This window comes from Rhodococcus sp. NCIMB 12038, from assembly GCF_002165735.1.
Taxonomy (GTDB): Bacteria; Actinomycetota; Actinomycetes; order Mycobacteriales; family Mycobacteriaceae; genus Rhodococcus_F.
Map to the genome: position 1 here is coordinate 215,693 of NZ_NHML01000013.1, position 24,043 is coordinate 239,735.

The 24,043-nt window shown below is 64.8% G+C and carries 22 protein-coding genes and 5 pseudogenes; 10 read left to right on the plus strand and 17 right to left on the minus strand.

The genetic code is table 11. The features are described 5' to 3' along the window. The first annotated feature begins 63 nt into the window (after positions 1-63). Together CA951_RS21390 and CA951_RS21395 are read left to right on the plus strand one after the other, a co-directional pair. Positions 64-1,578: a carboxylesterase/lipase family protein gene (locus tag CA951_RS21390; RefSeq protein WP_087558716.1), complete on the plus strand. Its 1,515-nt coding sequence runs from the start codon at positions 64-66 to the stop codon at positions 1,576-1,578. 78 nt (positions 1,579-1,656) lie between these two features. After that, complete coding sequence (locus CA951_RS21395; RefSeq protein ID WP_087558717.1) at positions 1,657-2,550, plus strand: SDR family NAD(P)-dependent oxidoreductase; 894 nt, start codon at positions 1,657-1,659, stop codon at positions 2,548-2,550. A 6-nt stretch (positions 2,551-2,556) separates the two neighbouring features. Here CA951_RS21395 and CA951_RS21400 read toward each other — a convergent pair whose 3' ends face one another. Then, positions 2,557-2,934: a VOC family protein gene (locus CA951_RS21400; RefSeq protein WP_087558718.1), complete on the minus strand. Its 378-nt coding sequence runs from the start codon at positions 2,932-2,934 to the stop codon at positions 2,557-2,559. Between the two features lie 145 nt (positions 2,935-3,079). Here CA951_RS21400 and CA951_RS21405 point away from each other — a divergent pair, with 145 nt between their 5' ends. Beyond that, entirely contained in the window at positions 3,080-4,177 is a 1,098-nt protein-coding gene (locus CA951_RS21405) for a CaiB/BaiF CoA-transferase family protein (RefSeq protein ID WP_087558719.1), read from the plus strand. A 24-nt stretch (positions 4,178-4,201) separates the two neighbouring features. Here the strand turns inward: CA951_RS21405 and CA951_RS21410 are convergent, their stop codons facing one another. Both CA951_RS21410 and CA951_RS21415 read right to left on the minus strand, forming a co-directional pair. Continuing rightward, positions 4,202-5,269: an IS110 family transposase gene (locus CA951_RS21410; protein WP_143543078.1), complete on the minus strand. Its 1,068-nt coding sequence runs from the start codon at positions 5,267-5,269 to the stop codon at positions 4,202-4,204. A gap of 403 nt (positions 5,270-5,672) precedes the next feature. Then, a complete protein-coding gene (locus CA951_RS21415) occupies positions 5,673-7,205 on the minus strand; it encodes a CoA transferase (protein WP_087558720.1) in 1,533 nt (510 codons plus the stop codon). A gap of 116 nt (positions 7,206-7,321) precedes the next feature. Between CA951_RS21415 and CA951_RS21420 the strand changes: the two genes are divergently transcribed. Then, a complete protein-coding gene (locus tag CA951_RS21420) occupies positions 7,322-7,972 on the plus strand; it encodes a TetR/AcrR family transcriptional regulator (protein ID WP_087558721.1) in 651 nt (216 codons plus the stop codon). 80 nt (positions 7,973-8,052) lie between these two features. Here CA951_RS21420 and CA951_RS21425 read toward each other — a convergent pair whose 3' ends face one another. Further along, positions 8,053-9,285 carry a cytochrome P450 gene (locus CA951_RS21425; protein WP_179220263.1) on the minus strand — a complete coding sequence of 411 codons (1,233 nt, stop codon included), beginning with the start codon at positions 9,283-9,285 and terminating at the stop codon, positions 8,053-8,055. Between the two features lie 616 nt (positions 9,286-9,901). Here CA951_RS21425 and CA951_RS21430 point away from each other — a divergent pair. Beyond that, positions 9,902-10,609: a TetR/AcrR family transcriptional regulator gene (locus CA951_RS21430; protein ID WP_179220264.1), complete on the plus strand. Its 708-nt coding sequence runs from the start codon at positions 9,902-9,904 to the stop codon at positions 10,607-10,609. A 260-nt stretch (positions 10,610-10,869) separates the two neighbouring features. On the opposite strand, the gene CA951_RS21435 is transcribed toward CA951_RS21430, so the two are convergent. Next, positions 10,870-11,313 carry a hypothetical protein gene (locus CA951_RS21435; protein ID WP_087558724.1) on the minus strand — a complete coding sequence of 148 codons (444 nt, stop codon included), beginning with the start codon at positions 11,311-11,313 and terminating at the stop codon, positions 10,870-10,872. Between the two features lie 247 nt (positions 11,314-11,560). Here CA951_RS21435 and CA951_RS21440 point away from each other — a divergent pair, with 247 nt between their 5' ends. After that, positions 11,561-13,156, plus strand: coding sequence for an AMP-binding protein (locus CA951_RS21440; RefSeq protein ID WP_256974017.1), 1,596 nt, complete (start codon positions 11,561-11,563; stop codon positions 13,154-13,156). Between the two features lie 190 nt (positions 13,157-13,346). On the opposite strand, the gene CA951_RS43485 is transcribed toward CA951_RS21440, so the two are convergent. The 5 genes and pseudogenes from CA951_RS43485 to CA951_RS21455 form a co-directional block, all read right to left on the minus strand. Continuing rightward, positions 13,347-13,697, minus strand: a complete 351-nt coding sequence (locus CA951_RS43485) for a zinc-binding dehydrogenase (RefSeq protein ID WP_179220265.1) — start codon at positions 13,695-13,697, stop codon at positions 13,347-13,349. Between the two features lie 95 nt (positions 13,698-13,792). Continuing rightward, positions 13,793-14,188, minus strand: a complete 396-nt coding sequence (locus CA951_RS45135; RefSeq protein WP_373414109.1) for an alcohol dehydrogenase catalytic domain-containing protein — start codon at positions 14,186-14,188, stop codon at positions 13,793-13,795. 176 nt (positions 14,189-14,364) lie between these two features. Further along, a pseudogene (locus tag CA951_RS45140) lies at positions 14,365-14,532 on the minus strand (AMP-binding protein); the annotation flags it as partial. A gap of 46 nt (positions 14,533-14,578) precedes the next feature. Then, positions 14,579-14,782 (minus strand): annotated as a pseudogene (locus CA951_RS45145) (AMP-binding protein); the annotation flags it as partial. A 429-nt stretch (positions 14,783-15,211) separates the two neighbouring features. Then, complete coding sequence (locus CA951_RS21455) at positions 15,212-16,096, minus strand: enoyl-CoA hydratase-related protein (protein ID WP_087558726.1); 885 nt, start codon at positions 16,094-16,096, stop codon at positions 15,212-15,214. A gap of 220 nt (positions 16,097-16,316) precedes the next feature. On the opposite strand from CA951_RS21455, the gene CA951_RS45150 reads away from it, so the two are divergent. The 3 genes from CA951_RS45150 (at position 16,317) to CA951_RS44410 (ending at position 18,260) form a co-directional block, all read left to right on the plus strand. After that, complete coding sequence (locus tag CA951_RS45150; protein WP_087558727.1) at positions 16,317-17,063, plus strand: ABC transporter substrate-binding protein; 747 nt, start codon at positions 16,317-16,319, stop codon at positions 17,061-17,063. A 261-nt stretch (positions 17,064-17,324) separates the two neighbouring features. Then, positions 17,325-17,480, plus strand: a complete 156-nt coding sequence (locus tag CA951_RS44405; RefSeq protein WP_256974019.1) for a hypothetical protein — start codon at positions 17,325-17,327, stop codon at positions 17,478-17,480. 228 nt (positions 17,481-17,708) lie between these two features. Further along, the gene (locus CA951_RS44410; RefSeq protein ID WP_256974020.1) at positions 17,709-18,260 is read left to right on the plus strand and encodes a hypothetical protein; all 552 of its coding nucleotides are present in this window, start codon (positions 17,709-17,711) and stop codon (positions 18,258-18,260) included. Between the two features lie 60 nt (positions 18,261-18,320). Here CA951_RS44410 and CA951_RS21470 read toward each other — a convergent pair. From CA951_RS21470 to CA951_RS21490, 5 genes and pseudogenes are all read right to left on the minus strand, one after another. Then, positions 18,321-18,546: pseudogene (locus CA951_RS21470) on the minus strand (gas vesicle protein GvpG). Between the two features lie 9 nt (positions 18,547-18,555). Next, positions 18,556-19,331: pseudogene (locus tag CA951_RS21475) on the minus strand (GvpL/GvpF family gas vesicle protein). Then, positions 19,331-19,714: a gas vesicle protein GvpJ gene (gene gvpJ, locus CA951_RS21480; protein WP_087558728.1), complete on the minus strand. Its 384-nt coding sequence runs from the start codon at positions 19,712-19,714 to the stop codon at positions 19,331-19,333. Before gvpJ ends, CA951_RS21475 begins: the two are co-directional and overlap by 1 nt. Then, the gene (locus CA951_RS21485; protein ID WP_087558729.1) at positions 19,711-21,249 is read right to left on the minus strand and encodes an SRPBCC family protein; all 1,539 of its coding nucleotides are present in this window, start codon (positions 21,247-21,249) and stop codon (positions 19,711-19,713) included. The genes gvpJ and CA951_RS21485 overlap by 4 nt, the downstream gene beginning before the upstream one ends. A gap of 6 nt (positions 21,250-21,255) precedes the next feature. Next, positions 21,256-21,903 carry a hypothetical protein gene (locus tag CA951_RS21490; protein ID WP_087558730.1) on the minus strand — a complete coding sequence of 216 codons (648 nt, stop codon included), beginning with the start codon at positions 21,901-21,903 and terminating at the stop codon, positions 21,256-21,258. A gap of 711 nt (positions 21,904-22,614) precedes the next feature. Here CA951_RS21490 and CA951_RS44415 point away from each other — a divergent pair. Next, positions 22,615-22,816 (plus strand): annotated as a pseudogene (locus CA951_RS44415) (hypothetical protein); the annotation flags it as partial. A gap of 243 nt (positions 22,817-23,059) precedes the next feature. On the opposite strand, the gene hadA reads toward CA951_RS44415, so the two are convergent. Beyond that, positions 23,060-23,608 (minus strand): (3R)-hydroxyacyl-ACP dehydratase subunit HadA, encoded by a 549-nt coding sequence (gene hadA / locus CA951_RS21505; RefSeq protein ID WP_087558732.1) that lies wholly within the window; start codon positions 23,606-23,608, stop codon positions 23,060-23,062. Between the two features lie 77 nt (positions 23,609-23,685). Beyond that, positions 23,686-23,865 carry a hypothetical protein gene (locus CA951_RS21510; RefSeq protein WP_087558733.1) on the minus strand — a complete coding sequence of 60 codons (180 nt, stop codon included), beginning with the start codon at positions 23,863-23,865 and terminating at the stop codon, positions 23,686-23,688. Positions 23,866-24,043: the final 178 nt, after the last annotated feature.

Below are 24,043 nucleotides of genomic sequence, written 5' to 3' on the forward strand. Positions count from 1 at the left end.
CCGAACGGAACACCACCGGCGGATGACAGCGTCTCCTCAGGCGGTCTCCGTATAGTCGCCGACATGGCGTCTGACACTCTCACAACCGGCACGCTGGTGAGGACGACCGCAGGGGTGGTCCGGGGCCGGCGCGTCGGCGACCTGGTCGCGTGGCGGGGAATTCCCTACGCCGCTCCCCCGGTGGGTCCGCTGCGGTTGCGCGCACCCCAGCCGGTCACGCCGTGGTCCGGGGAACTCGATGCCACCGAGTTCGGCGACGCCGCCGTGCAGCACAAGAAGTTCACCGCGCTGCGGCCGGGCAAATATCAGCCGAGCAGCGAGAACTGCCTGACGCTCAACGTGCTGGCCACGCCCGGCACGTCCGGGGCGCGCCCGGTGATGGTGTTCATCCACGGCGGTGCGTACACGCTGGGCATGTCGGCCACCGCGCTCTACGGCGGACAGTCGCTGGTCCGCCGCGGCGACATCGTGTACGTGTCGATCAACTACCGACTCGGATCCCTCGGGTACCTCGACTTCACCCAGTTCTCCACCCCCGAAAGACCTTTCGACTCCAACCTCGGCCTCCGCGACCAGGTGGCCGCACTCGAATGGGTGCAGCGCAACATCGCCGAATTCGGCGGCGACCCCGACAACGTCACCGTCTTCGGCGAATCCGCGGGCGCCAACGCCGTCACCACCCTGATGACCACACCCGCCGCGAAAGGCCTATTCGCACGGGCCATCGCCGAGAGCCCGCCGGTGGCCTCCGCCTACCATCCCGAGCGGGCGGCCCGGTGGTCGCGCGAATTCCTCGAGATCGCCGGGGTCCCGCTGTCCGAGGCCGCGACGTGGCTCGAGACCGCCGATCCGGCCGACTTCGTCGCGGCGGGGACGACGCTGGCGCACCGGGGCGCCGACGAGGAACCCGGCACCCGCGCATTCGCGCCCGTCGTCGACGGCTTTTTCCTTCCCACCCATCCGCTTGACAGTTTCGCGTCCGGATCGGGGCACCCGGTCCCGCTGATCATCGGCACGAACCGCCACGAGGGCAGGGTCTTTCCCCGGTTCCTGAACATTCTGCCCACCGATCCCACCCGGATCGACAAGATGTTCTCGCACGTGGACGCGTCGGTGAAGGAGCGGGCGATCGCCGCCTACCCCGGTTACCCTGGCCGGCGTGCGGCTGCGGACCTCGGCGGCGATGTGACGTTCTGGGAACCGTCCGTCCTGTGCGCACAGGGCCACACGACCGTCGCCCCGACCTACAGCTACCGGTACGACTTCGCACCCCGGTTGCTCCACGTCCTCGGGTTGGGCGCCACACACGCCACGGAGTTGTACGCGGTGTTCGGGTTGACCGGGCCGTGGGCGCGGTTGCTCACCGCGCTCGGCGGACGCCGCGGGTTGCGGGCCGTCACCGACACCGTCCAGTCACACTGGCTGCATTTCGCCCGGCACGGGACCCCCGCGCCGGGATGGCCGCGGTACTCGCCGGAGCGCCGGGAAACGCTCGTCATCGACGACACGAGCCGGGTGGAGAACGATCCGCTCGGTCAGCGCCGGCGGGCCTGGCTGGGGTACGAGCACCGGCGCTAGCGGGACCGACAGCGCGTTCCCCGTTGCGGTCCTCCCGGTTGCCCTACTCTCGTAGAGACCTGCATTCGGGAGGCGAGAATGACCGAGTCGAACGACCTCGCAGGCCGCACCATGGTGGTCACCGGCGCCACCTCGGGCCTCGGCCTGGAAACCTGCCGCCAACTCGCGCAGCGCGGCGCCACCGTCGTCCTGGTCGGCCGGGACCAGGACAGGATCGACGCGGCGATCGCCGACCTGTCCGAGAGTGCGGACCGCGACAGGCTGCATTCGGCGCCGGCCGATCTGTCCTCGCTCGGCCGGGTCCGCACGCTGTCCGGGGAACTGCTGCATCGGTTCCCGCGGATCGACGTGCTGGTGAACAACGCGGGCGTCGACGTGGGACAGCGCCGGCTGACGGTGGACGGCATCGAAGAGACGTTCGCCGTGAACTACCTCGCGCCGTTCGTGCTGGCGACGACGCTGGCACCGGCGATGGCGCGGGCGTCGACGGCCGACGCCGCCGGTTACCGGCGTCCGTCGCGCATCGTCGACATCAGTTCGTCGGGGCATCGCGGCGGCAGCCTCGACTTCGACGACCTCGACGGTACGAAGGACACGTTCCACGGCCAGCGCGCGTACAACAACTCCAAGCTCGCCCTGACCCTGTTCACCCGCGAGTTGGCGCGCCGGTCCGATCCCGCGAGGCTGGTCGTCAATTGCGCCGACCCCGGATTCGTCCGCGGCACCGCGCTCGGCCGGGGTCTGCCGTTCGGCCACCAGGTGGTCGGCACACTCCTCACACCGTTCATGGCCGAGGTCGCCAAGGCAGCGGAGACCGCGGTGTGGACCGCCACCGCGACGGAGAGCGGCAAGTTCACCGGCCAATACATCAAGGGCTGCAAGGCCGTTCAGCCCGGCAAGGACGCACGGGACGCGGCACTCGCCGCACGGCTGTGGGCCGCTACCGAGGCACTGCTCGCCGGCCGCGGCTGACGCTCGTCAGTTCGGATCCTCGAACAGCGACAGCACGTTGCCGTGCGGATCCCGGAACCACGCGACCCGGATGCCGTCCGGTGCGAGCCAGGCCGCGTGCTCGTCCTGATCCATCCCCGGATACTCGGTGAACTCGATGCCCTTGCTGCGCAGCGAATCGACAACCCCGTTCAGATCGGCGACCTTCCACCCCAGCACCGTGTACCCGGTGTCTGATTTCGCCTGCACCAGCGTGACCCGGAGCAGGGCACCGTTGCAGTCGACGGCCAACGCGAACTCGTCCCGCGAGACGCGCGTCAGCCCCAGGGTCTCCACGTAGAACATCTCCGAGACGTCCAGGTCGGTGCTGGCCACGAAACTCACGAGCTCACCCTGAAGACTCATGAATCAACTGTGCCCCGCGCACCCGTGGACAGGCAAGAGTGCGGCGTCACCAGCGGCGGTATCCCGTGACCCGGGGCACACCGCCCGGCGACCGCAAGTTAACGTCGATTCGACAGGTCGTCTCGCACCGGAATGAGGAACTCGCGTGTCTGCTCCAGTTTCAGAGAAGAAGGGCCCCCTCGCGGGCATTCGCGTCGTCGAATTCGCAGGCCTCGGACCGGGCCCGCACGCCGCCGCCCTCCTGGCCGATCTCGGCGCCGACGTGGTCTGCGTCCAGCGCCCCGGCGTGATCCCGCCGGACGGTCCGTACGACCAGATCCAGCGCGGCCGCCGCGTCGTCGAGGCCAACCTGAAGGACCCCGCACAGGTCGAGAAGGTGCTCGGGCTGATCGAGCGCGCCGACGTCGTGATCGANGGNTTCCGGCCCGGTGTCACCGAGCGCATGGGCCTGGGCCCGGACGTCTGCCTNGNGCGGAACGAGCGACTCGTGTACGGNCGGATGACNGGCTGGGGCCAGGANGGTCCACTGGCCAGCGCCGCCGGCCACGACATCAACTACATCTCGCTGACCGGTGTCCTGCACGCCATCGGCCGCAAGGGTGAGCGTCCNGTGCCGCCGCTGAACATGGTCGGCGACTTCGGCGGCGGTTCGATGTTCCTGATCTTCGGGATCCTGTCGGCGCTGGTGGAACGCCAGTCGTCCGGCAAGGGGCAGGTCGTGGACGCGGCGATGGTCGACGGCGCGCTGGCNCTGTCGCACATGATGTGGGCGNTNCGCGGGCGCGGCGTCTGGTCCGACGAGCGGGGCGTNAACCTGCTCGACACCGGTGCGCCGTTCTACGACACCTACGAGACGTCCGACGGCAAGTACATGGCCGTNGGCTCGATCGAGCCGCAGTTCTACGCCCTGCTGCTGCAGGGCCTCGAACTCGACCCCGCCGAACTGNCGCAGCAGATGGACGTGTCGGCGTGGCCGCAGATGAAGAAGGTCTTCGCCGAGAAGTTCCTGTCGAAGACCCGCGACGAGTGGGCNGCCATCTTCCTCGGCACCGACGCCTGCGTGTCGCCGGTGCTGACGTTCGCGGAGGCGCCCGCCAACGAGCACCTCGCCGCCCGCGGCTCGCTGATCGACCTCGACGGCGTCACCCAGCACGCCCCGGCGCCCCGGTTCTCCCGCACCCCCGCCGGCGCTCCCACCCCGCCGGCCCGCGAGGGCGTCGACATCGACACCGTCTGGACCTGACCGCAGGTGATGCTCCTATGAGCGTCAACCCGGGTTTGCGGGGTTGAGGAGGGCGAAGATTTCTCGGGCGACGGCTCGTTTGAGGCAACGGATGATGTCGCGTTTGCTTTTGTGTTGGGCGAGCCGTTTGTCCCGGTAGGCGCGGGTGCGGTCGTCGTACTTGAGTCTGTTGACCACGATCACGTGCAGTGCCCGGTTGGCTTGCCGGTCACCGCCCCGGTTGAGGCGATACCGCGTCGTCTTCCCGGACGACGCCGGGATCGGGGCGACCCCGCAGAGGTTCGCGAAGGCACCCTCGGAGGTGATGCGGTCCAGGTTGTCGCCGGCGGTGATCAGCAGCTGGGCGGCGGTCTCGACACCGACACCGCACCGCTCCAGCAGCCGCGGTGCGGTGTGGGCGACCAGGATCTCGATGTTCCTGCGCAGGGCCCGGCCCTCGACGGTGAGGGCGCGGATCCGGCGGGCGAGGGACCGCAACGCCGTCTTGACGGCCGCGGTCAAGTCGCCGGGGGCGATCGGGGCGGGACGCAGCGCGGCGCAGGCGGCGAACAGGGCGGTGTCGGACAGCCCGCGCAGGGCGGCGCGGAGGGTTTCGGGTGCGTTCACGATCATCGCCTTGAGGGTGGTGATCGCCTCGGCCCGGGAGTTGATCACGCTGCGGCGGGCGTTGTGCAGGAACCGGATTGCCTCGACGTCCCCGTCGTGGGTCTTGGGGACGGTGGTGGCGCGTCCGGTCAGGGCCGCGGTGGCGGCGGCGTAGGCGTCGAGCGGGTCGGATTTGCCGTGCAGCCGTCGGGAACGACGGTCGGGGCGGTCCACCTCGACGACGGTGAGGCCGGCGTCGTGCAACACGTGGGTGAGGCCGGCGCCGTAGCTGCCGGTGCCCTCGACCCCGACGGAGGCGACGATGCCGGTGCCGGCGAGCCAGCTCAGGAGTTGGTGGTAGCCGGCATCGGTGGCGGGGAACTCGCGGTCGGCGAGGGGGCGTCCGAGGTGGTCGACGATCGCGGCGTGGTGGGTGTGTTTGTGGGTGTCGACGCCGGCGTGGATGGTCAGGCTGACATCCGGCGGGGTTTCGGTCATGCTGGTCATGGCTGTCCCTTTCATCAGGTGGCCACGCACCGGTCGGGACGGCGGACAACTCAGTGATGGGACTTGTCGAAGTCAGGCTCCTATCAGGTCACTCCGCCCGACCGGCCGCGTGCGTTCGTCGACGCGACCGGTCGACAGATCACCTGAAGGACAGTCCTTGCGGACGTCAGAGCGGCAACGAGTCAGACCGTCCGCGTCAACGAACCCAACCAGTATCACTGAGTGGCAACGCGTGCCCGCGCACACTTTGCCACTCACGTGCTGCGGCGATGCCGGCGACGCCGCGGCGCAACTCGTCGGGACGACCGTCGGCGTACCGCGTCTGGACCTGTTGATACCCCCGATGTGTTGGCGATTTCGAATCCCGAGCAGGGCACGGCGTAAGCGATACGGTCGCCAATCCTTATGCGCGTGGGCCAGACTCAGCGGAATCAGGTCTCGGGGAGGACCACACTGGCATGGAGGATCCGGGAAGCTCTGCAGGCCTGTCCCAGAACATCGGAACCTCGTCCACTACCAACGGTTGCGCAAGTCGCCGAGTCGGCCGCCCACCCATCCCATAGATTTCTTCTGTGACCGGGGCCGAATCATCAGGCAGTCGGAACGTGGGATCAGCTGGTTCCATTGCATGATCCACGACGACTCGAGCGGTGCGCGCCAGTGACAATCTCGTGTACGACCCCACACCCGATTTCATTCGCCTCACAAGCCCCAATAATGCTGCCGCCGCCATTTGGTATCCGGTGCCGAAGTCCAGAGCCTCGACCGGCATGTGACGGGGGCGGCTGGCATCGACGTGGTGCCCTAGGGCATTGATGGGAAGCCGACGTCCAGGGTCGGCACCGGCCCAACGCGAGATCTCATCGGCTATGCCGCTGGAGAACTGAACGAGAGTGTCGAATCCCCTTCGGTCACTCCACGGGCCAGTCCATCCGTACGCGTTGAGTGTGACATCGACGAGTCCGCGACGGAGTGTCGCGCGAGCATCGGCATCGAGCCCCAGATCGTCGAGCGCGCCTGGACGATAGCCGTGGACAATCACATCTGTGCTGGCGATCAGCTCGCGGAGGTCATTTCTTCCCTCGGTGGATCGTGCGTCCAGGACCGCCCACCGCTTGCCCAACGAGACGTCATGGACTCCGATCAGCGACACCTCGTCGCTGCCGGGTCGGTCGATCCGCAGAACCTCAGCACCGAGAGAAGCCAGAAACCTGGTTGCCATCGGAGCAGCAACCACGCGGGTCATGTCGAGGACCCGCAGACCGAGAAGCGGTCGGCCTGCAGTCGGCCGCCACGCGAACCCCCCGGGCAAAGTCCCTCGGACATCCGCGATTGACTCCTTGGCCACGGCCATCCCCTGAGGATGACGATCCCACTCGTCGATGGTCCGCGCGACGGCGGCCGCAGCGCCCGCCGCGACGAGACGGGTCTCCGCTTCGTCGGCCGTCAACGCGCCGATTGCGCGCTGCACGTGCTCGGGCCCCGCGGACATCGGTAATTCCAACGCTGACAGCATTCGTCGCCGCAGACTCGGGTAGGTGGCTTGAATTCGAATCCACCTGTCGTCAAGGGTCTGAAACTCGACCATCCACTTCTGATGGATTCCGTGTTCTTCGACAACATCCAGAAATCGGCTCGGCGCCAACGGGAAGTCGAACCAAGTAGTTGCCTGGCGTCGATCGACCATGACAGTGGGAGCGTCCATTCCAGCTGCAGCCAGCAATTCTGAGACGGCGAGCCCGGCTACACCGAATGACGCCGCAGCCACATCCATCACCGGAAAGGGACACAAGAGGTTGCCGGAACCGACGAAGGTCAGCCGCGATAATGCTTCACCGTCTCCCCCGAGTCCTGACCACAGCTCGGCAGCGATATCCGCCGCTTTCGTCCCAATCTCGAGGAATGAGGCGTCAACGTCGGTGTCGGTTCCAAGCATCGGGGATTCCTTCCCTAGTCATGGCTCGCCTGATGGAGACGTTGTAGCCATCTTACCCTGTTTCAACTATTTAGTTGAGACGGTCCTTGCGTCTCTATTTCTGATACCTTGCTGCCATGAGTTCCGAGTCACGAGCACACACGGGAACCCGGCGGCGAGGTCGCGTCGATTACGATTCCTCGAGGCGTGATCGGATTCTCCACACTGCCATGGAGCAGTTCGCGGACAAAGGTTTTGCCGCGGTCCGGATCGACGAGATCGCAGCATCTGCCGGCGCAAACAAGCAGTTGATTTACTACTACTTTCAGAGTAAGTCCGACCTGTACGAGTCTGTGCTCGAACACATGGTCGAGGAGACGTCGAAAATGTGGGACTTCCTCGAAACAGCGCCCTCGCTGGAGGCGGCATTGTGGAGGCTCAGCGACTGGAGTGAATTCAGTGCCGTTTGGCGTCGACTCCTCGCCTGGGAGGGACTCGAGTACGGGAGCGGAGATGGAACGATTCGACTCGAGGCTGCCAGGACCGCGTCGTGGTCACGGTGGGTTGCGATCGTTCGCCGCGCCCAGGAGCGCGGAGAGATATCGGCGGACCTCGACCACGAGATGTTCGCGCTGCTTCTCATTTCCATGAGCGGGATCACCACTTCGTTGCCACAAGTGGCGAAGATGGTTGTCACGCACGCCGAGCCTGACTCCAAGGAGTTCCAGCAGCGTTATCTCGAACTCATCACCACCATGGTGAAAAGCGTTTCACCCGAACGGCGGTGACTATCGCAGTCGCTCCTGTGTAGTCTCCACAACAATGGAGACCGACCCCGAGTTCTCCGCACCATCGGCGCCTTCACTCGTTATACGACGCGCACGGGGAGCGAGTGCAGCTGGTTGATCCAAGCACTCCATCCGCGTTTCGGTTCACCGTTCAGTTCAAGCTTGACACCACGCTCAGCCAACTGCTCGAACAGAATTCGAAGCTCGAGCTTCGCCAGCGCACTACCCAGACACCGGTGCGGGCCGCTTCCGAACGTCAAAGTTGCGGTCTCCGGCCGGTGCGGATCGAACTCGTGAGGCCGCGAAAAGACTGCCGGGTCGCGGTTTGCCGCCACGAACATCAACTGGATCATGTCGTCCTTGCGAATCGTCGTTCCCGCAATCTCGAAATCCGTCGTAGCGATCCGGGCCATGTTCATCGCCGGCGTGATGTACCGCAGGAATTCGTCCACCAGACGATCGACGGTGCCCTCTTCGAGAGCGTCTCCGGCGTACTTGCGGATCTCATCATTCTCGACGATCAGACGCATTGAGTGATTGATCAATGTATGCGTGGTTTCGTAACCCGCCACGAGTAACAAGCCGATGAACGTCAAGAATTCGGTGTCATTCAAGTCACCACGTTCCACCGCTTGCGCTAGCGCGGTAGCGACGTCGTCGTCCGGCGCACGCAGCTTCGCCTGCTGCAGTTCGGCACAATACATGTACAACGCCTGAGCAGCCTCGCTCTGCTTCGCTCCTGCGTCCGCCTCGGAGGACACCGCGAAGACTGCGTCGGTCCAGTCGACAACATCCTCGATACGGTCGTCGGCCACACCGAGCACCCGAGCCACAACACGCGACGGGATGTACTTCCCGACCTCCACCACCCAGTCGAACTCCGGCTTCGCGAGCGCTGAATCGAGCGCCTCGTTCACGATGTCACGAATCCAGCCGTCGAAGCGCGCGACAACTCGAGGACCGAAGGCAGCGGCGGCCACCCGCCTCATCCGACCGTGATCGGGCGGATCCTTGCGCATCAACATGTGGGAGTTGAACTCCGCTTGTTCGGGCGACTCGCTGAGGATGTTCAAGGGAAAGTTGAATCCCTGCTTGCAGGTGACTTCCTGGCTCTTAGCCTCGACGGCAACGATATCCGCGAAGCGCGTGGCGAGCCAGAACCCCTCGCGGAGCGTGCCATACTCGGTCGGCTGCCAGTACAGTCCGGACATCGACCTCACCTGATCGAAAGCCTCGTGAGGAACCTGGTCGGCAAAGGTCGCCGGATCCGAGAAATCCGGCAAGTCGATCGACGCCTCGTTAACGACGGTCATGCGTCCTCTCCTTCGAAATTGGTGAAACTCAGCGGAGACCCGTCGGGTCGCCATTTCGGAAATTCAGGTCCGCGAGGGCCCGACCTCGACGGGGCGGCAGACTCTGCGACATCACCTCACATGTGCCGCCCACGGATTGCGAGACCGCCGAACGCCATCGACGCGAGCCATCGGGTGCTCGGCTCTTCCATGAGATCCGTTTGGGTGCAACATTCGTCGACGAAGTAGTAAGTCCGACCCGCCGCCTCGCAAATGTGACGGTAACAACACCATTCTTCGTAGTCAACCAATTAGTTGAATTTGCCGAACGTGTCACGACACCGATCCCCCGAGCTCGCGCGTCGAAGACAAGAGGCTTCCCTGCGACGTCCGTGCCCTCGCGCCGTCTCGATGACCACGTTCGTGTACGCGCACTTGGCGCAGAAGATGGCTGACGGGGCGAGGGTCTCGGCCCGGGCGCGCAGCTGACGCACGCTCTCACCTGGACGGGCAAGTCGACTGTAAGCAATCAGAAACACACACGAGTAAGGCACTTGCTTTATAGTAAGTGCCAGTTCGAAGGCTCGAAAGGCAGTTGATGCAGGTTGGGTCGGACGGCGTCTGGCAAAATGGCGTCATGGCCGATGGCAAGTCGAGCAGCTCCCCCCGTACACGAACCCGAGGGGGTAGAGATGCATTGATCAGTGCGGGTGCGGAACTCTTCGCCGACCGCGGAATCGAAGGTGTATCCCTTCGGGAGGTGACCCGGGCGGCGGGCCAGCGAAACAGCACGGCGCTGCAGTACCACTTCGGCGGTCGGGCCGGTTTGGTCAAAGCCGTGGTCGAGCGGGGCGCGAGTTCGGTTGCGATTCGCCGCCACGCACTGCTCGACCGCCAGGCCCAGTGTCGTGTCACCACAGTGCGCGACGTGGCCTCGCTCTACGTCATCCCATTGATAGGCGAACTCGACTCAGGCCCGTTTGGACGAGCGTTTCTGCAGGTCGTAAGTCATCTGATGAATAGCGCAAGCCAGGAACTAGCGCCTGGTGACGCTCTGTGGTCACTCATTCACGACAATGAGGGGAGCATGGAGCGGTGGATTAGTCTGTGCGACCCGGTGTTGCCTGCCGCTTCGGTCGGCCGGCCCCTGCACCGGCGATTTACTGCAATCCGACTCGCGCACGTCGAGTTGGCGCGGCGGGCGCGGTCAGCGGTCAGCGGATCGAGCCCGCTGTTCGTCAGCCACCTGACCGATATCGTTGAGGTCGTCATGGCCGTACCTCCTTCCCCACAAACACTCGCGCTGCTCGGTTCCGCAGGCGGAGCGATGGACGGAGTGGCGTAGGGACGTCACATCCGCACTACACCGAGTGCGTTCAAAACTTCCCTCTCGCGCATGATTGCACCGTTGCTTGTGGCCCGAGAGTCCTGGAACTTTGCCGTAGAACGCACGTTCTGCGCGCCGCCACCGATGAGCTTCGCGAACGTCGGGGTGGCACCCGAGAGGCCGGAAGCTTCCATCCACAGAATCGTTCCGGTTGAAGCAGGTAGTCATCGCGACCGAACGCGTGGTCGTAGATGTACTCGATCCGGCGACGCTGAGCGTCAGCTGGGCCGAGCATGCCTCACGCAGGAACTGAGCATTAGATCAACTGTACAGTCCGCGATTTCATCCGGCCTCAACGTGCCGCCGAGGCGATACCACAGTACGGCGTAGTTCCCCAGTCCGAGGATCAGCTTCACGAACAACTGATCAAGATCGACGATTTCGGCGCTGTCGATGCCCTCTTGGACAATATCGACCCAGCGATTCTCGGTGCGATCGCGGAGGTCCTGCATCTCGGCACATCCCTCGCCTGTCAATGAGTCGAGCTCACGCAACGTGACACCGAGCTCCAGGTTTCGCCTGGCGACGTTGTCCATGTGCTTACGAGCCAGGCGATGGAGCTTCTCGAATGCCGACAAGTCCTGGCCCAGAAAGGACTCCGCGAGCGCAACGACCTCGAGGCGGTGGGGCCCTTGACGTGAGTGCGAGTCGCAACTCGTCATGAAACGTTCTCGTCGCGTCACAGAGATCGAGTGAGTGCTGCTGCGGTGGAGTGGATTCCATGCCAAATGCGCAAATGTAGACCATGAGCGCGTCGTCGAGGTCCGGGACCACGACACCGATGTGATAAAGGAGGTTGGGCACACCTAGGATCTCCGTTCCTGGGCGTGTGCACGCAAGCGGGAGCGTGTTCAAAGTTTTAAGGCAAATGTATTGATATCTGAGATCTATGCATGCTGTCATAGTGTCGTGGCTCATGAGGATTTCAATAGTCCCCACGTCCTCGGCAGCGATATTGCCCTCGGCGACGACTTCAGTACGACCGCACTCCTGCGGGCCCACGCGGCGGCACGCGCCTCCGCTGTCGCGATCCGAGACGGTGAGCGGCAACGTACTTATGGGGAGCTGTCCGACAACGCGCACCGGGTCGCGCAGCAACTCCTGAAGGCGCGAGTGCAGCCGGGCCATCGGATCTGCTTCCTCGCCCGAAATCGACTGGAGTTCTTCGAACTGTGGTTTGGTTGTGCCTGGATCGGTGCTGCCTTGGTGCCGCTGAACTGGAGGCTTACGCCACACGAGTTGGCGCCCCAGATAGTAGATTCCTGCGCTCGGCTCGTGTTCACCGAGCATGAGTTCGCCGCTGGACTCACCGACCTGCTTGACGAGGAGGTTGTCGACATCGACTTGTCCTGGACAGAGTGGCTACAGGCAGACAACGAGGTCGAGTTGCCCGACCCGGCCGGCGCCGCGAAGTCGAGAGATCGTGCCGTCCTCCAGCAGTACACATCAGGCACGACGGGAATTGCCAAGGGGGTTATCATCACCGAGTCGAACCTTGGACACTACCTCAACGCAACCGAACTACTTGCGATCGACGCAGGATCCGTCGTCCTGGGTGTTCCTCCGTTGTTCCACATCGGTGGCATCAACCTCGCCTTGTCCTGTCTCCATGCGGGCGGCGAGTACGTTCTCCTCGGCGACTTCACGACCGAAGGCGTCCTGGATCTGATCGAAAGCCATAGAATCACCAACGCATTTCTCGTTCCCTCGATGATCGCGATGCTTCTGGACGATCACACCGTGAGTACGCGCGACTTCAGCTCACTCCGCCGGATCGTGTACGGGGCATCCCCCATCACGTCGACCACACTGCGCCGTGCCATCGACGTGTTCGGTGTCGAAGTTACTCAGGTGTACGGGATGACGGAGACGACCGGTGCAGTGTGCCAGCTCATGCCTGCAGACCACGATCCAGACGGTCCTCGTGAGCATCTTCTCCGCTCCGCCGGGAAACCTTACCCGTGGGTGGAGTTGCGAGTTGTCGACTTCGCGAGCGGCGTGCGCAAGGACGTCGGGAATGTCGGTGAAGTCCAAATACGTGCTGTGCAATCCACGCCCGGGTACTGGCACCGCGATGAGGCAACCAACCAGCTCAGGACCGACGAAGGCTGGTTGCGCACCGGGGATGCAGGCTGGATTGACGCCGAAGGTTACCTGTATCTGGTCGACCGTGTGAAGGACATGATCGTATCCGGCGGCGAGAACGTCTACCCCGCTGAAGTGGAGAACGAGATCGCTAAGCACCCCGCCGTGCGAGATGTCGCGGTCATCGGAGTTCCGGATCCGAAGTGGGGAGAAGCCGTCAAAGCGATTGTGGTGGTCAACCAGGGTCACGCACTTTCCGAAGCCGAGTTGCTGGATGGCTTGCGAGACCGGCTCGCCGGATACAAGCGACCCAAATCGGTGGACTTCGTCGAGACTCTACCTCGCAACGCCAACGGCAAGCTGCTGAAAAGGGCTCTGCGCGAAAATTACTGGCCCGAAAATGAGCGGCTGATCGGATGAACTGGTCGCGGACGGTTCATCGCACCATGAGGAGCCGTCCGCGATCAACCAGCGAATCATGTGCGCAGGTCTAGGACCACCTTTGTTCACATTCGCGTCCCGAGACTGATAGAGCTCGTACGCGCGAGCGCCGTCAATAGTGGAATACGATGTGAAACAACCACTTCCGGGTTCAGACAACCGCAGGAGGTCAGGCGTAGCAGGGCTGGTAGCTCTGCTGCACCGAGCACAGACCATGGCGAACTCGACTTTCCTTGACCTGCGCATAGGCCATCGGGAAGGGCATGAGCTTGCTCTGGTTGACGCCGATGACACTGATTCGTCCCCGCGGCTTCACAATGCGCACCTCATCGGCCCCAACAGCGTCGACCACCGCGTCCACGCCCGATCTTCCAGCTGCCTCGCGGACCGATGAGCTGACATCCTCGCCCGACTGGAACGTCTCCGCTCCCAGCTGCTCGGCGCGATCGCGCCGCGACGCGATCGGATCGAGTCCGATAACTCGGGCGGCACCCATGACGAACGCCGACTGCACACTCATGAGACCAACAGGACCGAGACCGATGATGACACCCGTGTCGCCCGGGACTATGTAAGCGCGACGGCATCCGTACCAAGCCGTGGGGGCGTTGTAGGTCAGGACCACAGCTGCCTCGTCGCTGACACTTTCCGGCACCGCGAACAGCTTTCCCCCCGCGTGTGGACACGAACGTACTGTGCTTGGCTTCCGGGGAGCGCCGAGCTCAGTCCATAGCACGATTCGGCCCAGTGGCCCGTCTTCGTGAGACACGACGAGACTCGTCCGGCGCTGCATTCGCGGCATGACGAACAACCAACGGAGGCAGTCACGTCGAGACCCACCTCCCGCACGCTGCCGACGGCTTCATGGCCGACGGTGTAGCCGACCTCGTCGCTGAAGCCGTGGCCATCATAGATGTGCAGGTCACTTCCACAGATGCCGGCAGTCGTGACTTCGACCGTCGCCTCGTGCGGCGCCTCGATACGAGGCACTTCCGCCTCCACGACTCCCACGGATCGGAATCCCTGATACTGAATGGCTGCTTTCGCGAAAACCCTCCGTAGTATGTACAAGCAAGCCTTTGCCGCCGCGTACGGCAACGAAGTGGGCTCGGGACGAATGGCTTCGATCGATCCGATGTCGACGATCGATCCGCCTCGTCGGCATCAGGGCGTCGCCAGTACCCCTCCATGACCGCGGCGCCTCGGTAGACGATCTCGCCGACCGTCCCGGGAGGCACGCCACGCATCCGAGCATCGACGACACGGACTTGGACGCTGCGCACTGGCCGTCCAACGGACCCGATCTTGCGCACCGCATCCTTTCCTTCGAGGACACAGGTGGTAGGTGACAACGAGACGGTTGAGCCGACAAAAGGGAACGCCCCCCAATGCGCCCATTCCCGCCGCGTGGAACATCGGTCCGGAGCAGAGGTCGACGTCCGTGTCGTCGACGAGTCGCCACACGCGGACCATCGCCATTATCTGCTGCTGCAGGGCACGATGGCTCAGGACGGCACCCTTGGGCCGGCCGGTCGTGCCGGAAGTGTAGTGGATCGGTGCGGGCAGGCTCTCCTCGACGTCTGGGTACTGCGCCAGCGGTTGCAGCGGCGTCGGCGTAGCTGTTCTCGGTCTTCTCCTCCCCTATTGCCAGCATGGCCGGAGTGACAGATGCCGAGTCGAGCGCAGCGTGAGCTCGATCCATGAGCGATTGTTCCGTCATCAGGGCCGCGCTCTCACTGTCGTCCAGTAGTAGGCGATCTCATTGGGAGACAGACGGAAATTCACCGGCACGAAGATCGCACCCAGCGCCATCGTGGCTACGGCGAGCAGAGCGACACGGTCCCGAGTCTTAGTCCCTGCGCTGCGAGCGTCGCTGCGCAATGTCGGCCCGACAGTCTAGTTCGCGCCACGATACGGAGCTGCCATCGAATCGGATCGCATCACGTTCGGGAATCTCTTGTGCGTTTCGCCTGACGTGGGTGCGCCAATGTACACGCCCGGCCGCTCGCAGGTCGTCGAGTATTGTGGCTCGGCTCATCGGGAGACCCGCGGAGTCGTGTAACCGACGGTCGGCAAGTTGGTGAACAGGTCAGGGAGGTGCGAGCTCACCCGGTCGCTGAACTCTGGCTTCCGCTTGTCGAGGAACGACGCGACACCTTCGCGGATGTCGTCGCTCTTGCCACGCACGCTCACCGCATGTGTCTCGATTTCGTGTGCCCGCATGGGATGGTCGAGCTCCCAGGATCGCCAGAGCATTTGACGCGAGAGTGCGACGGAGACCGGTGCAGTTCTAGTGGCGATGTGACGTGCCACCACGTAGGCCTCATCGAGCAGCGACTCGGGCGGATACACCGCATGGACCAGTCCCTTCGCGCATGCTTCTTCGGCGCTGACAAGTCTTCCGGTGATTACCCATTCCAATGCGGTGGCAGTACCGACGACGCGTGGCAGAAACCAGCTGGAGCACGATTCCGGGACGAGACCACGTTGTGTGAACACGAATCCGAGTTTCGCAGTCGAGCTGGCGAGGCGGATGTCGCCGGGGAGGGTGAAGGTTATTCCACCACCGACCGCTATGCCGTTGATGGCGACGATGACCGGCTTGCGGGACTCGTAGATCCTCAGGGCGATCCGACCGCCACCATCACGCCGGATCCCTCCTGGTGCGCTAATAGGGTCTTCGTCCGCATCCAGCCATTCGGCGAAACTGTCGCCCCCCGCACTGAGGTCGGCGCCAGCGCAGAAGGCTCTACCTCTGCCTGTAACAACGATGGCGCGAACGTAATCGTCGTCGTCGCAGTGATCGAACGCGGCGATGATCTCGCCTACCATCTGCTCCGTGAGCGCGTTGAGCTGTCGGGGGCGATCGAGTGTGATGGTGGCGATGTGATCCGTTACATCGAGTTGGATGGTTTCCATTGCATCTCCTGCAGGTGGGTCGAGCGAACGACATCGCTTGACGTGTGACTGGACTCACTCATACTCTAAATCTGTATTGAGCGTTCACTACAAATTATTGCGACCACGCTATCGGAGCACAAGCTCCCGCGAATTCCGGGCAGCGGAAAGGAACACGGATGCTCCGTTGTGAATTCAGGATCGACGCAGCGATGCCGGGCCTGGCGCGGGCCCTGTCTGGATGCGGAACGGCGCGGTCACGTCGCTGTCCGGCATTCAGGAGAACTTCGGGAAAGCAGTACCGAAAGGGCTTCAAGGTCGGCATGGACTATCTGACCGAGAACACGGGCGAATCGATGGCAGGAAAGTCGAAATTCTCGAAGCCGACGACGGCTCGAATCCGGCGCAGGCCGCGTCCGGAGCGACCGCACTGCCGAGCCAGGGCGCGAAGATCCTGGCCGGGCCCATTTCCACCGGCATTGGGCTCCACGTCGCCGATCATCCAGGAAACGATGCACTGCTGTTGTTGTCCGCAGGTGGAGATGACTTTACAGGCATGAGCCCTAACGTCTTCCGAACAATTTGGCAGACAGTGCAAACCAACAAGGCCATCCTCGCGACCGTGCCCGAGACAGCTGGCAAGACGATCCTGGTTTCCACTCAGGACACAACCTTCGGTACGGCGTCAGTTACGGGACTCTCCTCCGCGTTCGGTGCCGTGGGGGCGACTGTCGAATCCGTCGTTGCGCCCGCCGCGGCCAACGATCTGATTCCGTTCGCGCAACGCGCGGCTGATGCGACGCCGACATCGTGTACGTCTCGTGGGTCGGTGCCAACGCCTCGCAGGTCTGGGAGGCGTAGGCTTCTCCGGGAGTCACCGAAAAGTCGGAGCTTCGCGGTATGTACGACAGCCTCGGCACGGAAATCGTCAATCGCACCTCGTAGGGCCAAATCGGCGCGCTCATCGTTCCGCTCGTCGTCGCCATGACCCGGTCCGTAGTGGTGTTGAGCAATCGCCCTGCGGGTACGTGGCATCGCCTTCGCGATCGTGACCCTCGCCGCCGCACAGTCGGTCATGGCCTTTGTAATCGCTGATCCATTCGGTCTGACAGCGGGCGATGATGAGGTAGCCCTCGACCGACAGAAGGTTCTGGTGTTGTTCCCATTATTGGTCATAGGTCCCCTATACCGAGCCCGGTGCACTGATGGAGAACCCGCCGGGGCACGGTGTTGTCGTATCCCGACCACCGTGACGACGACACCCGCACCGGGACTGGATCTCGCCGCACTACACCGGATTCGGGCGCCATCGGCCAGGACTGACGCGACGGCACTGGCCGACATCACCGCTCTCCTCGAGGCGCACCTCGCCGCCCACGACGGATATGTCGCGCTCCGGCGGTAAGGAGCCCTCGTCGTCCTCGACCTCGCCCCCTGAGTGGACCCGGACGTGCCGGTGGTGTCTTCGACTCCGGACTCGACTATCCGAAATCTACGACTAACTCACCGAACTCGCCCACACCCGGCGGCCGAACCAGCACCACATCGCACCGGCCCACGACTGCTGGAGGCCCTCGCCGAACCGGACTGTGGGACCACACCGCACCCACCAACACTGTGGCCGTCCGCGGCGGTGGATCTGCACCAAGTGCTGATCATCGAACCCGCACGCCGCGCCCACCCACTGCTCGGGCCGGGGAGCTGTGGGGTACGCGCCGACGAATCCGCCAGCCGCCGATACCTCTACACCCGAGGTGGCCGCCGCGACGGAATCGTCACCCGCCGACGGCACCGCCGCGTACGGGCCGATCTGAACTGGACCACCGGCGACGTCTGGTCGCACATCGCCCGACATCAGCTGCCCGACAACCCCGTCTACGCCACAGTCCGTGCACGGGGTGCGCCCGGCAGCGCTGCCTCTCCCCTCTCGTCGACGGCAGCGACCTCGACCGCGGCCGGCCTGACCTGGCTCCACCGTGGCTGGCCGACCCTCTTCGAGCAACCCGCCAACCTTCCCGCCTCCGCCAGCTCACGCAGCATGACGATCGACCAATCCCAGGCCCTCGACCTCGGGAAACGACACGTCCCACAGGCTCGTGCCATGCACAAACGCCGTGAGGTCGCCACGGCGTCCTCGCCGGTACCCGGGGCTCATCACGATCGCCGTCGCGGACGACCTCACTAATGCGCCCGCCCGTGTCGGCGGCCTGTCAAGTCCTTCGCGCGCCGTTGCCGGCCGTGCGGGTCAGGGGCTGGATCCGCCACCGCCCGTCATCTGGTCGAGAATCGTCTGCTGCGCTTGCCTTTTCCTCCTCCTCGGTGATCTCATCGCGTTCCCGGGCCTCCTCGAGGGCCCGACGGGCGCGCGCCGGATCGTGCAACTCCTGCTCGACCTGCCGCTGGATCAACTCCGCCAGCGAGATTACGCCTTCGACCGGTTGCAGCGGCAAGGTGACGATGAACGAGAACATCCCATGACTTCAGGCCTGCCCCTCCAGCTTCGGGGTGACCACGAAGTCGTACACCGCCTGCGGTCCGAGCAGCTTCATCTCCACCCGCCCGTCCCAGTTCTGGGCCAGCTCACCGAGCACCCGTTCGAGCTCGTCCTGCCGCTCGACGTCGGCGAGGATCGCCACCTGCACGGCCTCCTCCTCATGCGTGGGTTCGCGCACGTTCACGGAAGCAGCGAGGTCCTCGAGCGCCTCGACGACCCTGCGGGTGTCCTCGTCGCGTTTGGCGGCGATCGCGTTGCTCACCAGTTCCCCCAAGGCCATCCGCGCCTCCCGGCCCGCGTCTTCGGACTTGTCGCGATCTCCTCGCGCAGTGCCGCCGCCTGCTCGTCCTCGTCGAGGATCTCCCGCAGGATCGCCTTCTCCACGTACCGGCCCTTGACGATGTACTGGGCCTTGCCCTCCAATTGCTCGAGAGCAGTACTGAACTCGTCCGCGTGCGCCGCGAGCAGTTCCTCCCGCACGGCGTCGGCGTCGCTGACCACCGCGCCGAACCGCAGCGGCAGCACCGGTGCCACCCCGGCCACCCCGTCCAGCAGGTCCGCATGCGCCCGCAGGTCCCCGGGTGCGCCGAGCGCCCGGTCCACCGACAGTCCGCTCACCAGGGCGGCAATGTCACCCTGCGTGACCACCTCCACGGTGCCGTCCGCAACCCCGGTCGCATCCTTGGCGACCTCGATGTCGGCCGGAACGATGCCGTAGACGTACACACCGGTGGTCTGCTTCGTCTGCTCCGAGGTGGCCATCACCGGTCACCTCGCGTCGATTTCCGCGACACTCGTTCCCGCTCCGGTTCTTCCTCTTCCTCCCCGCCCCCGAAGAGGCCGCCGAGCTTGTCGCCCGCCGCTTCGAGCGCACCCTTCGTCTTGTGCTTGGCACCGCCCTCGGTGGCGCCCGAGACGATCTCGGACAGCCCCTTCGGCTCGCTGCCGATCTCGAGCCGGTTCACCGCCTCCGCGAACCGCAGGTAGGTATCCACGCTCGCGACGACAACCCGGGCGTCGATGGTCAGCAATTCGATGCCGACCAGCGAGACCCGCACGTACGCGTCGATCACGAGGCCCTTGTCCAAGATGGTGTCGATGACATCGGCGAGACTACTCGAGCTGGGTCCACCCGCCGTGGTCATGCGCGTGCTCCCGTCCTACGCCGCGGCGTTGCCTTCTTCGCGGCAGCCTTCTTCGCGGGGGTCTTCTTTGCTGCGGCCTTTTTCGCGGGGGCCTTCTTCGCCGGGGTTTTCTTTGCTGCAACCTTTTTCGCGGGGGCCTTCTTCGCGGGGGTCTTCTTTGCTGCGGCCTTCCGGGGACGACGCCGCCGCGGCTCGGGCTCCTCCTCAGCCTCCGCGGTGTCCTCCTCAGGCTCCTCCTCGTACTCGCCGGACTCGTCCTCCGACTCCTCCTCAGGTTCCTCGTCAGGCTCCTCCTCGTACTCGCCGGACTCGTCCTCCGACTCCTCCTCAGGTTCCTCCTCAGGCTCCTCGTCCTCGTACTCGCCGGACTCGTCCTCCGGCTCCTCCTCCGGTTCCTCTTCCGGTTCTTCGTCCTCGTACTCGCNGGTCTCGTCCTCCGGTTCCTCTTCGGGTTCTTCGTCCTCGTACTCGCCGGTCTCGTCCTCCGGCTCCTCCTCGTACTCGCCGGACTCGTCGTCCTGGTCCTGCAGCTCTTCGTCTTCGGCCGCCTCCTCGTCGGACTGGTCCGGCTCATCGGTGGCGTCGGGGTCGGCTGTGTCGCCGTCGTCCGGTTCCTCGTTGTAGTCCTCGGACTCCTCGGGTTCGACCACCTTGCCGTCCCGGATCTCCCCGCGCCATCCCTCTATCTCGTCAGGATGGAGTACGGACTGGGTCATGACGTGGCGTCCGAAGTGCTTCAGCTCCAGCCGTGCTCGCCGACCCTGTGCACGCCACAGGTTTCCCGTCCTCTCGAACAAACCCTTCGGGTGATACTCCAGTATCAGAACGATGCGGGTGAGATCGGGAGTCACCTCATGGAACGTCACCGCACCGTCGATGAAACCCTTGGCCCCCTTCGACCGCCACACGATCCGCTCATCCGGGACCTGCTCGATGATCGACGCCTCCCACGTCCGATGCGAAAGGAAGATCTGCGCCTTCCACTCCAGCTTCTCGTCCGCTTCCTGCTCNACCCGNTCGACCTTCTTCATGAACGACGGAAANTCGGCGAACTGNGTCCACTGGTTGTACGCCACCTGCACCGGGACACCGACATCGATCGATTCGACGATATTGGTCAACTTCAGCTTCTTGCCCTTACCACCACCACCACCGCCGGTGACCGCGTCCTTCAGATTCGACGCGGTGTCCTTCACCTTGTCGGTCAGCCCGGAGAACAGTGACTTGCCATCGCCCTTCCCGTCACCGTCACCGTTGCCGTCACCGTTGCCGTCAACGTTGCCGTTGCCGTTGCCGTTGTGTTCTTTGCCGGTGACCGCGGACAGCAAACTTCCGCCGCCGCCCTCGGCGTAGTCGGTGAGCCGGTCGGTGGCGCCCGCCACCCTNTCGGAGACGGCGGAGACCGCCTTGTCGGTCACGGTGCCGAGCAGACCCTGCGCCGCCTTCTGCAAAGGNGACACCGATGCGGCCTTGCCGGACGCACCGGAGACGTTCTTACGCAGCTTCTTCGCCGCACTNTCAAGATTCGAGGTCATCGCTGATCACTTCCGGGTGCGTCGTACGGGTACCGAATCGGTCGTCGACTTCGCGCGCGTCCTACGGGCCCGCGACAACTCGTCCTCGTCGTCGTCCGTCGTCGACGACCGCGACCGGGCGGGCCGGGATCCACCACCACTAGACGAGCGGCGCCGCGGGGCCGGGCGCCTCGGGGCGCGGGACGCCTCGTCCTCGGCGGTCTCGTCCTCGGCTTCGTCGTCCTCGGCTTCGTCGTCCTCGGCTTCGTCGTCCTCGGCTTCGTCGTCCTCAGCGGTCTCGTCCTCGGCGTACTCGCCGTCGTAGTCGTCCTCGGACTCCTCACGACGCCTGCGCTTGGACCCCTCCCCTCCGAAGGCCTCGTCACCGCCCGACTGCAACCGGGAGTTGAGCGAATCGATCCGGTGACTGGCCGCAGTCACCGCCGCCGTCTTCGCCGCGTTCATCAACTCCTTGCGGACCGTCGCGCCAAGCTTGGCGACCTCGGGCGATTCCGCGAGCAGCTTGCCCGCCTGACCGAGCACACCGAGTGATCCGGAGGGAAACCGGCTGGATGCTCCGGCGCCCGCAAGCATCAGCGCCAGCTTCATCTTGTGCGTGCGGCCCAGCATGTAACCCGCACCCACGGCCAACGCCATCTGACCTTTGCCTGTCATCGCCCAACCCTTCGTCGAGTAGATGTTGTGTGCACCTCGGCGCCGGCATCGGCGAAAAGGGTGGGGCCGTGGTCGGTGGGTGGTGCGTTCGTTTCCCCGCCGACTACCCCGGGACGGCGACGCTCAATCCGCCGCGGAACATCCCCAAGCCGGGACAGTCACCGACGAAGCAAGCCAGGGTCCCGAAGTGGCTCGAGAGCCTGTTCCGCCTCGACCACCTGGCCGCGAATATGCGCCGGAACGGTGAGAACCTGCTGATACCAACGACATCCAAGCTCCCTGGGTCGGTGTCCTCGGGCGGGTCGCGGATCGACTCCAGCAGGCGGAGTGCCCTCCGGGATCTCGTCGACGATCTCGCTGATGATGGTCTCCTCGACGTAGCGGCCCCTCACCAGGTACTGGGCGACCGCAGGGTCTGCAGTTTTCAGGGAAACCCGCGTAGCGCGGTTGCATGCGGGTACCCGCTGAGTACGCTGCCCGCGCCGCAATAGCGGACGGGCGGCCAGCCCCGCTCCGGCCGCCGAACCCCTCGGCCCGCGGGGTGTCCCGCCGCGCGCGGGCCGAGGTCGAGTGCCGCCCACCCCGCCTCGGCCGCGCGCGCTACCCACACCCATAACCTCGTGGATCACGCGAATGCACGCGAGAAACATAGGTGCAGACCGACGCCCGAAGAAGACACCCAAGCCGAAGCCCGAACCCGGTCCCCTGGGCATGGGCGCGCGGGTGCTGGTGCGCCGGCCGTCCGGAGCGGACCAAACCGGTCGGATCGTCGAGGACCGAGCTGACCGATACCGAGGAGCGCGGGCACGCCTGGGCGCCGGTGCGCCGGTTGGCGGTCGCCCTCGACGACGTGCGCCTGGTCTTCGCCGACACCGACGATCTGACCGCCGATCCGAGCACCCGTGTCGGCACCGCGGCACGACCCCACCACCGGCGCCCGGCGCCCCATCACCGCCGCGCGAGGGTGAAACCGTCTCCGCGAAACCACCACGGAAGGGCGCGCGGCGACCTGCCGCTCGTCGCGCAGCCTGCGGTCAACGTCCACATCGCGCGCCGTCACATCGAAATCCCGTCGGCAGAAACTCAGCTGACCGCCGCCCCAACATCGGCTGCCCGAAAGCCGCACACCCGGCAACAGGGAACCTGCCTAAAACAACTACTGCGCTGGGGGTGCAGGCGCCTTGTGCATCATCACCGCGGCGACCGCCCAGGCCAGCTCCGGATCGGCCACGCCACCGGTCCGGGCGACGAATGTGGTGCGGGCCGTGGCCACCGGATCCTGATGCTGGTCGATGATCAGGTTCTTGGTGACGATGATGTCGGTGCCGCCCATCTGCCGGAACGACTCCAGGCAAACGTCACAGTCCAATCGGTCCCCGACCTGCACCGGCCGATGCAGAATCAGCTGCTGATCGGTGTGCATCATCTGACTCAGGTCGTAGCCGACCAGAACTCGCACGAACAGTTCCTCGATCGCAAGCGATCCCAAGATGCTGACGAACGTGATCGGTGCGATCAGCCCGTCGTATCCGAGCTGGTGGGCGGCGTCTTCTCGGTAATGGGCGGGATGCGAATCCTGCACGGCCCGGGCATATTCGCGGATCTTCTCCCGGCCGACCTCGTAGCCGGTGACCCGGTGATGGCGGCCGATCAGCCCCGCCATCAGGGCCGCGATCTCGGTTGCCTCGTACACGGTGTCACCCATATCGGTTCACGGTACCGACGAAACTGCGTCGCCTGGTCGACCTGGGGGATATTGCCCGGCGCATGGGGTCAGATCGTTCAACGGACGAGCAGGCACACCGCGGGGACCGGCGCAGCCACTCGCCCGAAGATGAAGACGTAGTCGATTTCAGTGAAGTCCAGGGCCCCCGCCCTCTTGTCGATCGCCAGCCACTGGGATGCGTCGAACCGGGTCAGCGTCTCCTCGGGCAGGCTCGCGAAGGAGTCATCGACATCCACTTCCGCGCCGCATCCCCGACGTACGGACCGGGCCCGGAGTCGGCATCATCCGCATCAAAGTTCTGTCAGATTGCGCCAGAGGGTGGACCGGCTGCGTGCGATCGATGATCCGAGTCTGACGGATCCTCGCAAAGCACTGACCTCGAGGTTTTCTAGAGTTGCCCGCGCGGCGAGGATG

Bases quoted from the DNA above. Each gene is read 5' to 3' on its own strand.
- CA951_RS21415 (WP_087558720.1), bottom strand. From the start codon at position 7,205: ATGCTTGGAACCGACACCGACGTTGACGCCTCATTCCTCGAGATTGGG.
- CA951_RS21400 (WP_087558718.1), bottom strand. From the start codon at position 2,934: ATGAGTCTTCAGGGTGAGCTCGTGAGTTTCGTGGCCAGCACCGACCTG.
- CA951_RS21420 (WP_087558721.1), top strand. From the start codon at position 7,322: ATGAGTTCCGAGTCACGAGCACACACGGGAACCCGGCGGCGAGGTCGC.
- CA951_RS21490 (WP_087558730.1), bottom strand. From the start codon at position 21,903: ATGACAGGCAAAGGTCAGATGGCGTTGGCCGTGGGTGCGGGTTACATG.
- CA951_RS21455 (WP_087558726.1), bottom strand. From the start codon at position 16,096: ATGGAAACCATCCAACTCGATGTAACGGATCACATCGCCACCATCACA.
- CA951_RS21435 (WP_087558724.1), bottom strand. From the start codon at position 11,313: ATGACGAGTTGCGACTCGCACTCACGTCAAGGGCCCCACCGCCTCGAG.
- CA951_RS21430 (WP_179220264.1), top strand. From the start codon at position 9,902: ATGGCCGATGGCAAGTCGAGCAGCTCCCCCCGTACACGAACCCGAGGG.
- CA951_RS21390 (WP_087558716.1), top strand. From the start codon at position 64: ATGGCGTCTGACACTCTCACAACCGGCACGCTGGTGAGGACGACCGCA.
- CA951_RS43485 (WP_179220265.1), bottom strand. From the start codon at position 13,697: ATGAGTGTGCAGTCGGCGTTCGTCATGGGTGCCGCCCGAGTTATCGGA.
- hadA (WP_087558732.1), bottom strand. From the start codon at position 23,608: ATGGGTGACACCGTGTACGAGGCAACCGAGATCGCGGCCCTGATGGCG.
- CA951_RS21425 (WP_179220263.1), bottom strand. From the start codon at position 9,285: ATGACCGTCGTTAACGAGGCGTCGATCGACTTGCCGGATTTCTCGGAT.
- CA951_RS45150 (WP_087558727.1), top strand. From the start codon at position 16,317: ATGCGGAACGGCGCGGTCACGTCGCTGTCCGGCATTCAGGAGAACTTC.
- CA951_RS21395 (WP_087558717.1), top strand. From the start codon at position 1,657: ATGACCGAGTCGAACGACCTCGCAGGCCGCACCATGGTGGTCACCGGC.
- gvpJ (WP_087558728.1), bottom strand. From the start codon at position 19,714: ATGACCACGGCGGGTGGACCCAGCTCGAGTAGTCTCGCCGATGTCATC.
- CA951_RS21410 (WP_143543078.1), bottom strand. From the start codon at position 5,269: ATGACCAGCATGACCGAAACCCCGCCGGATGTCAGCCTGACCATCCAC.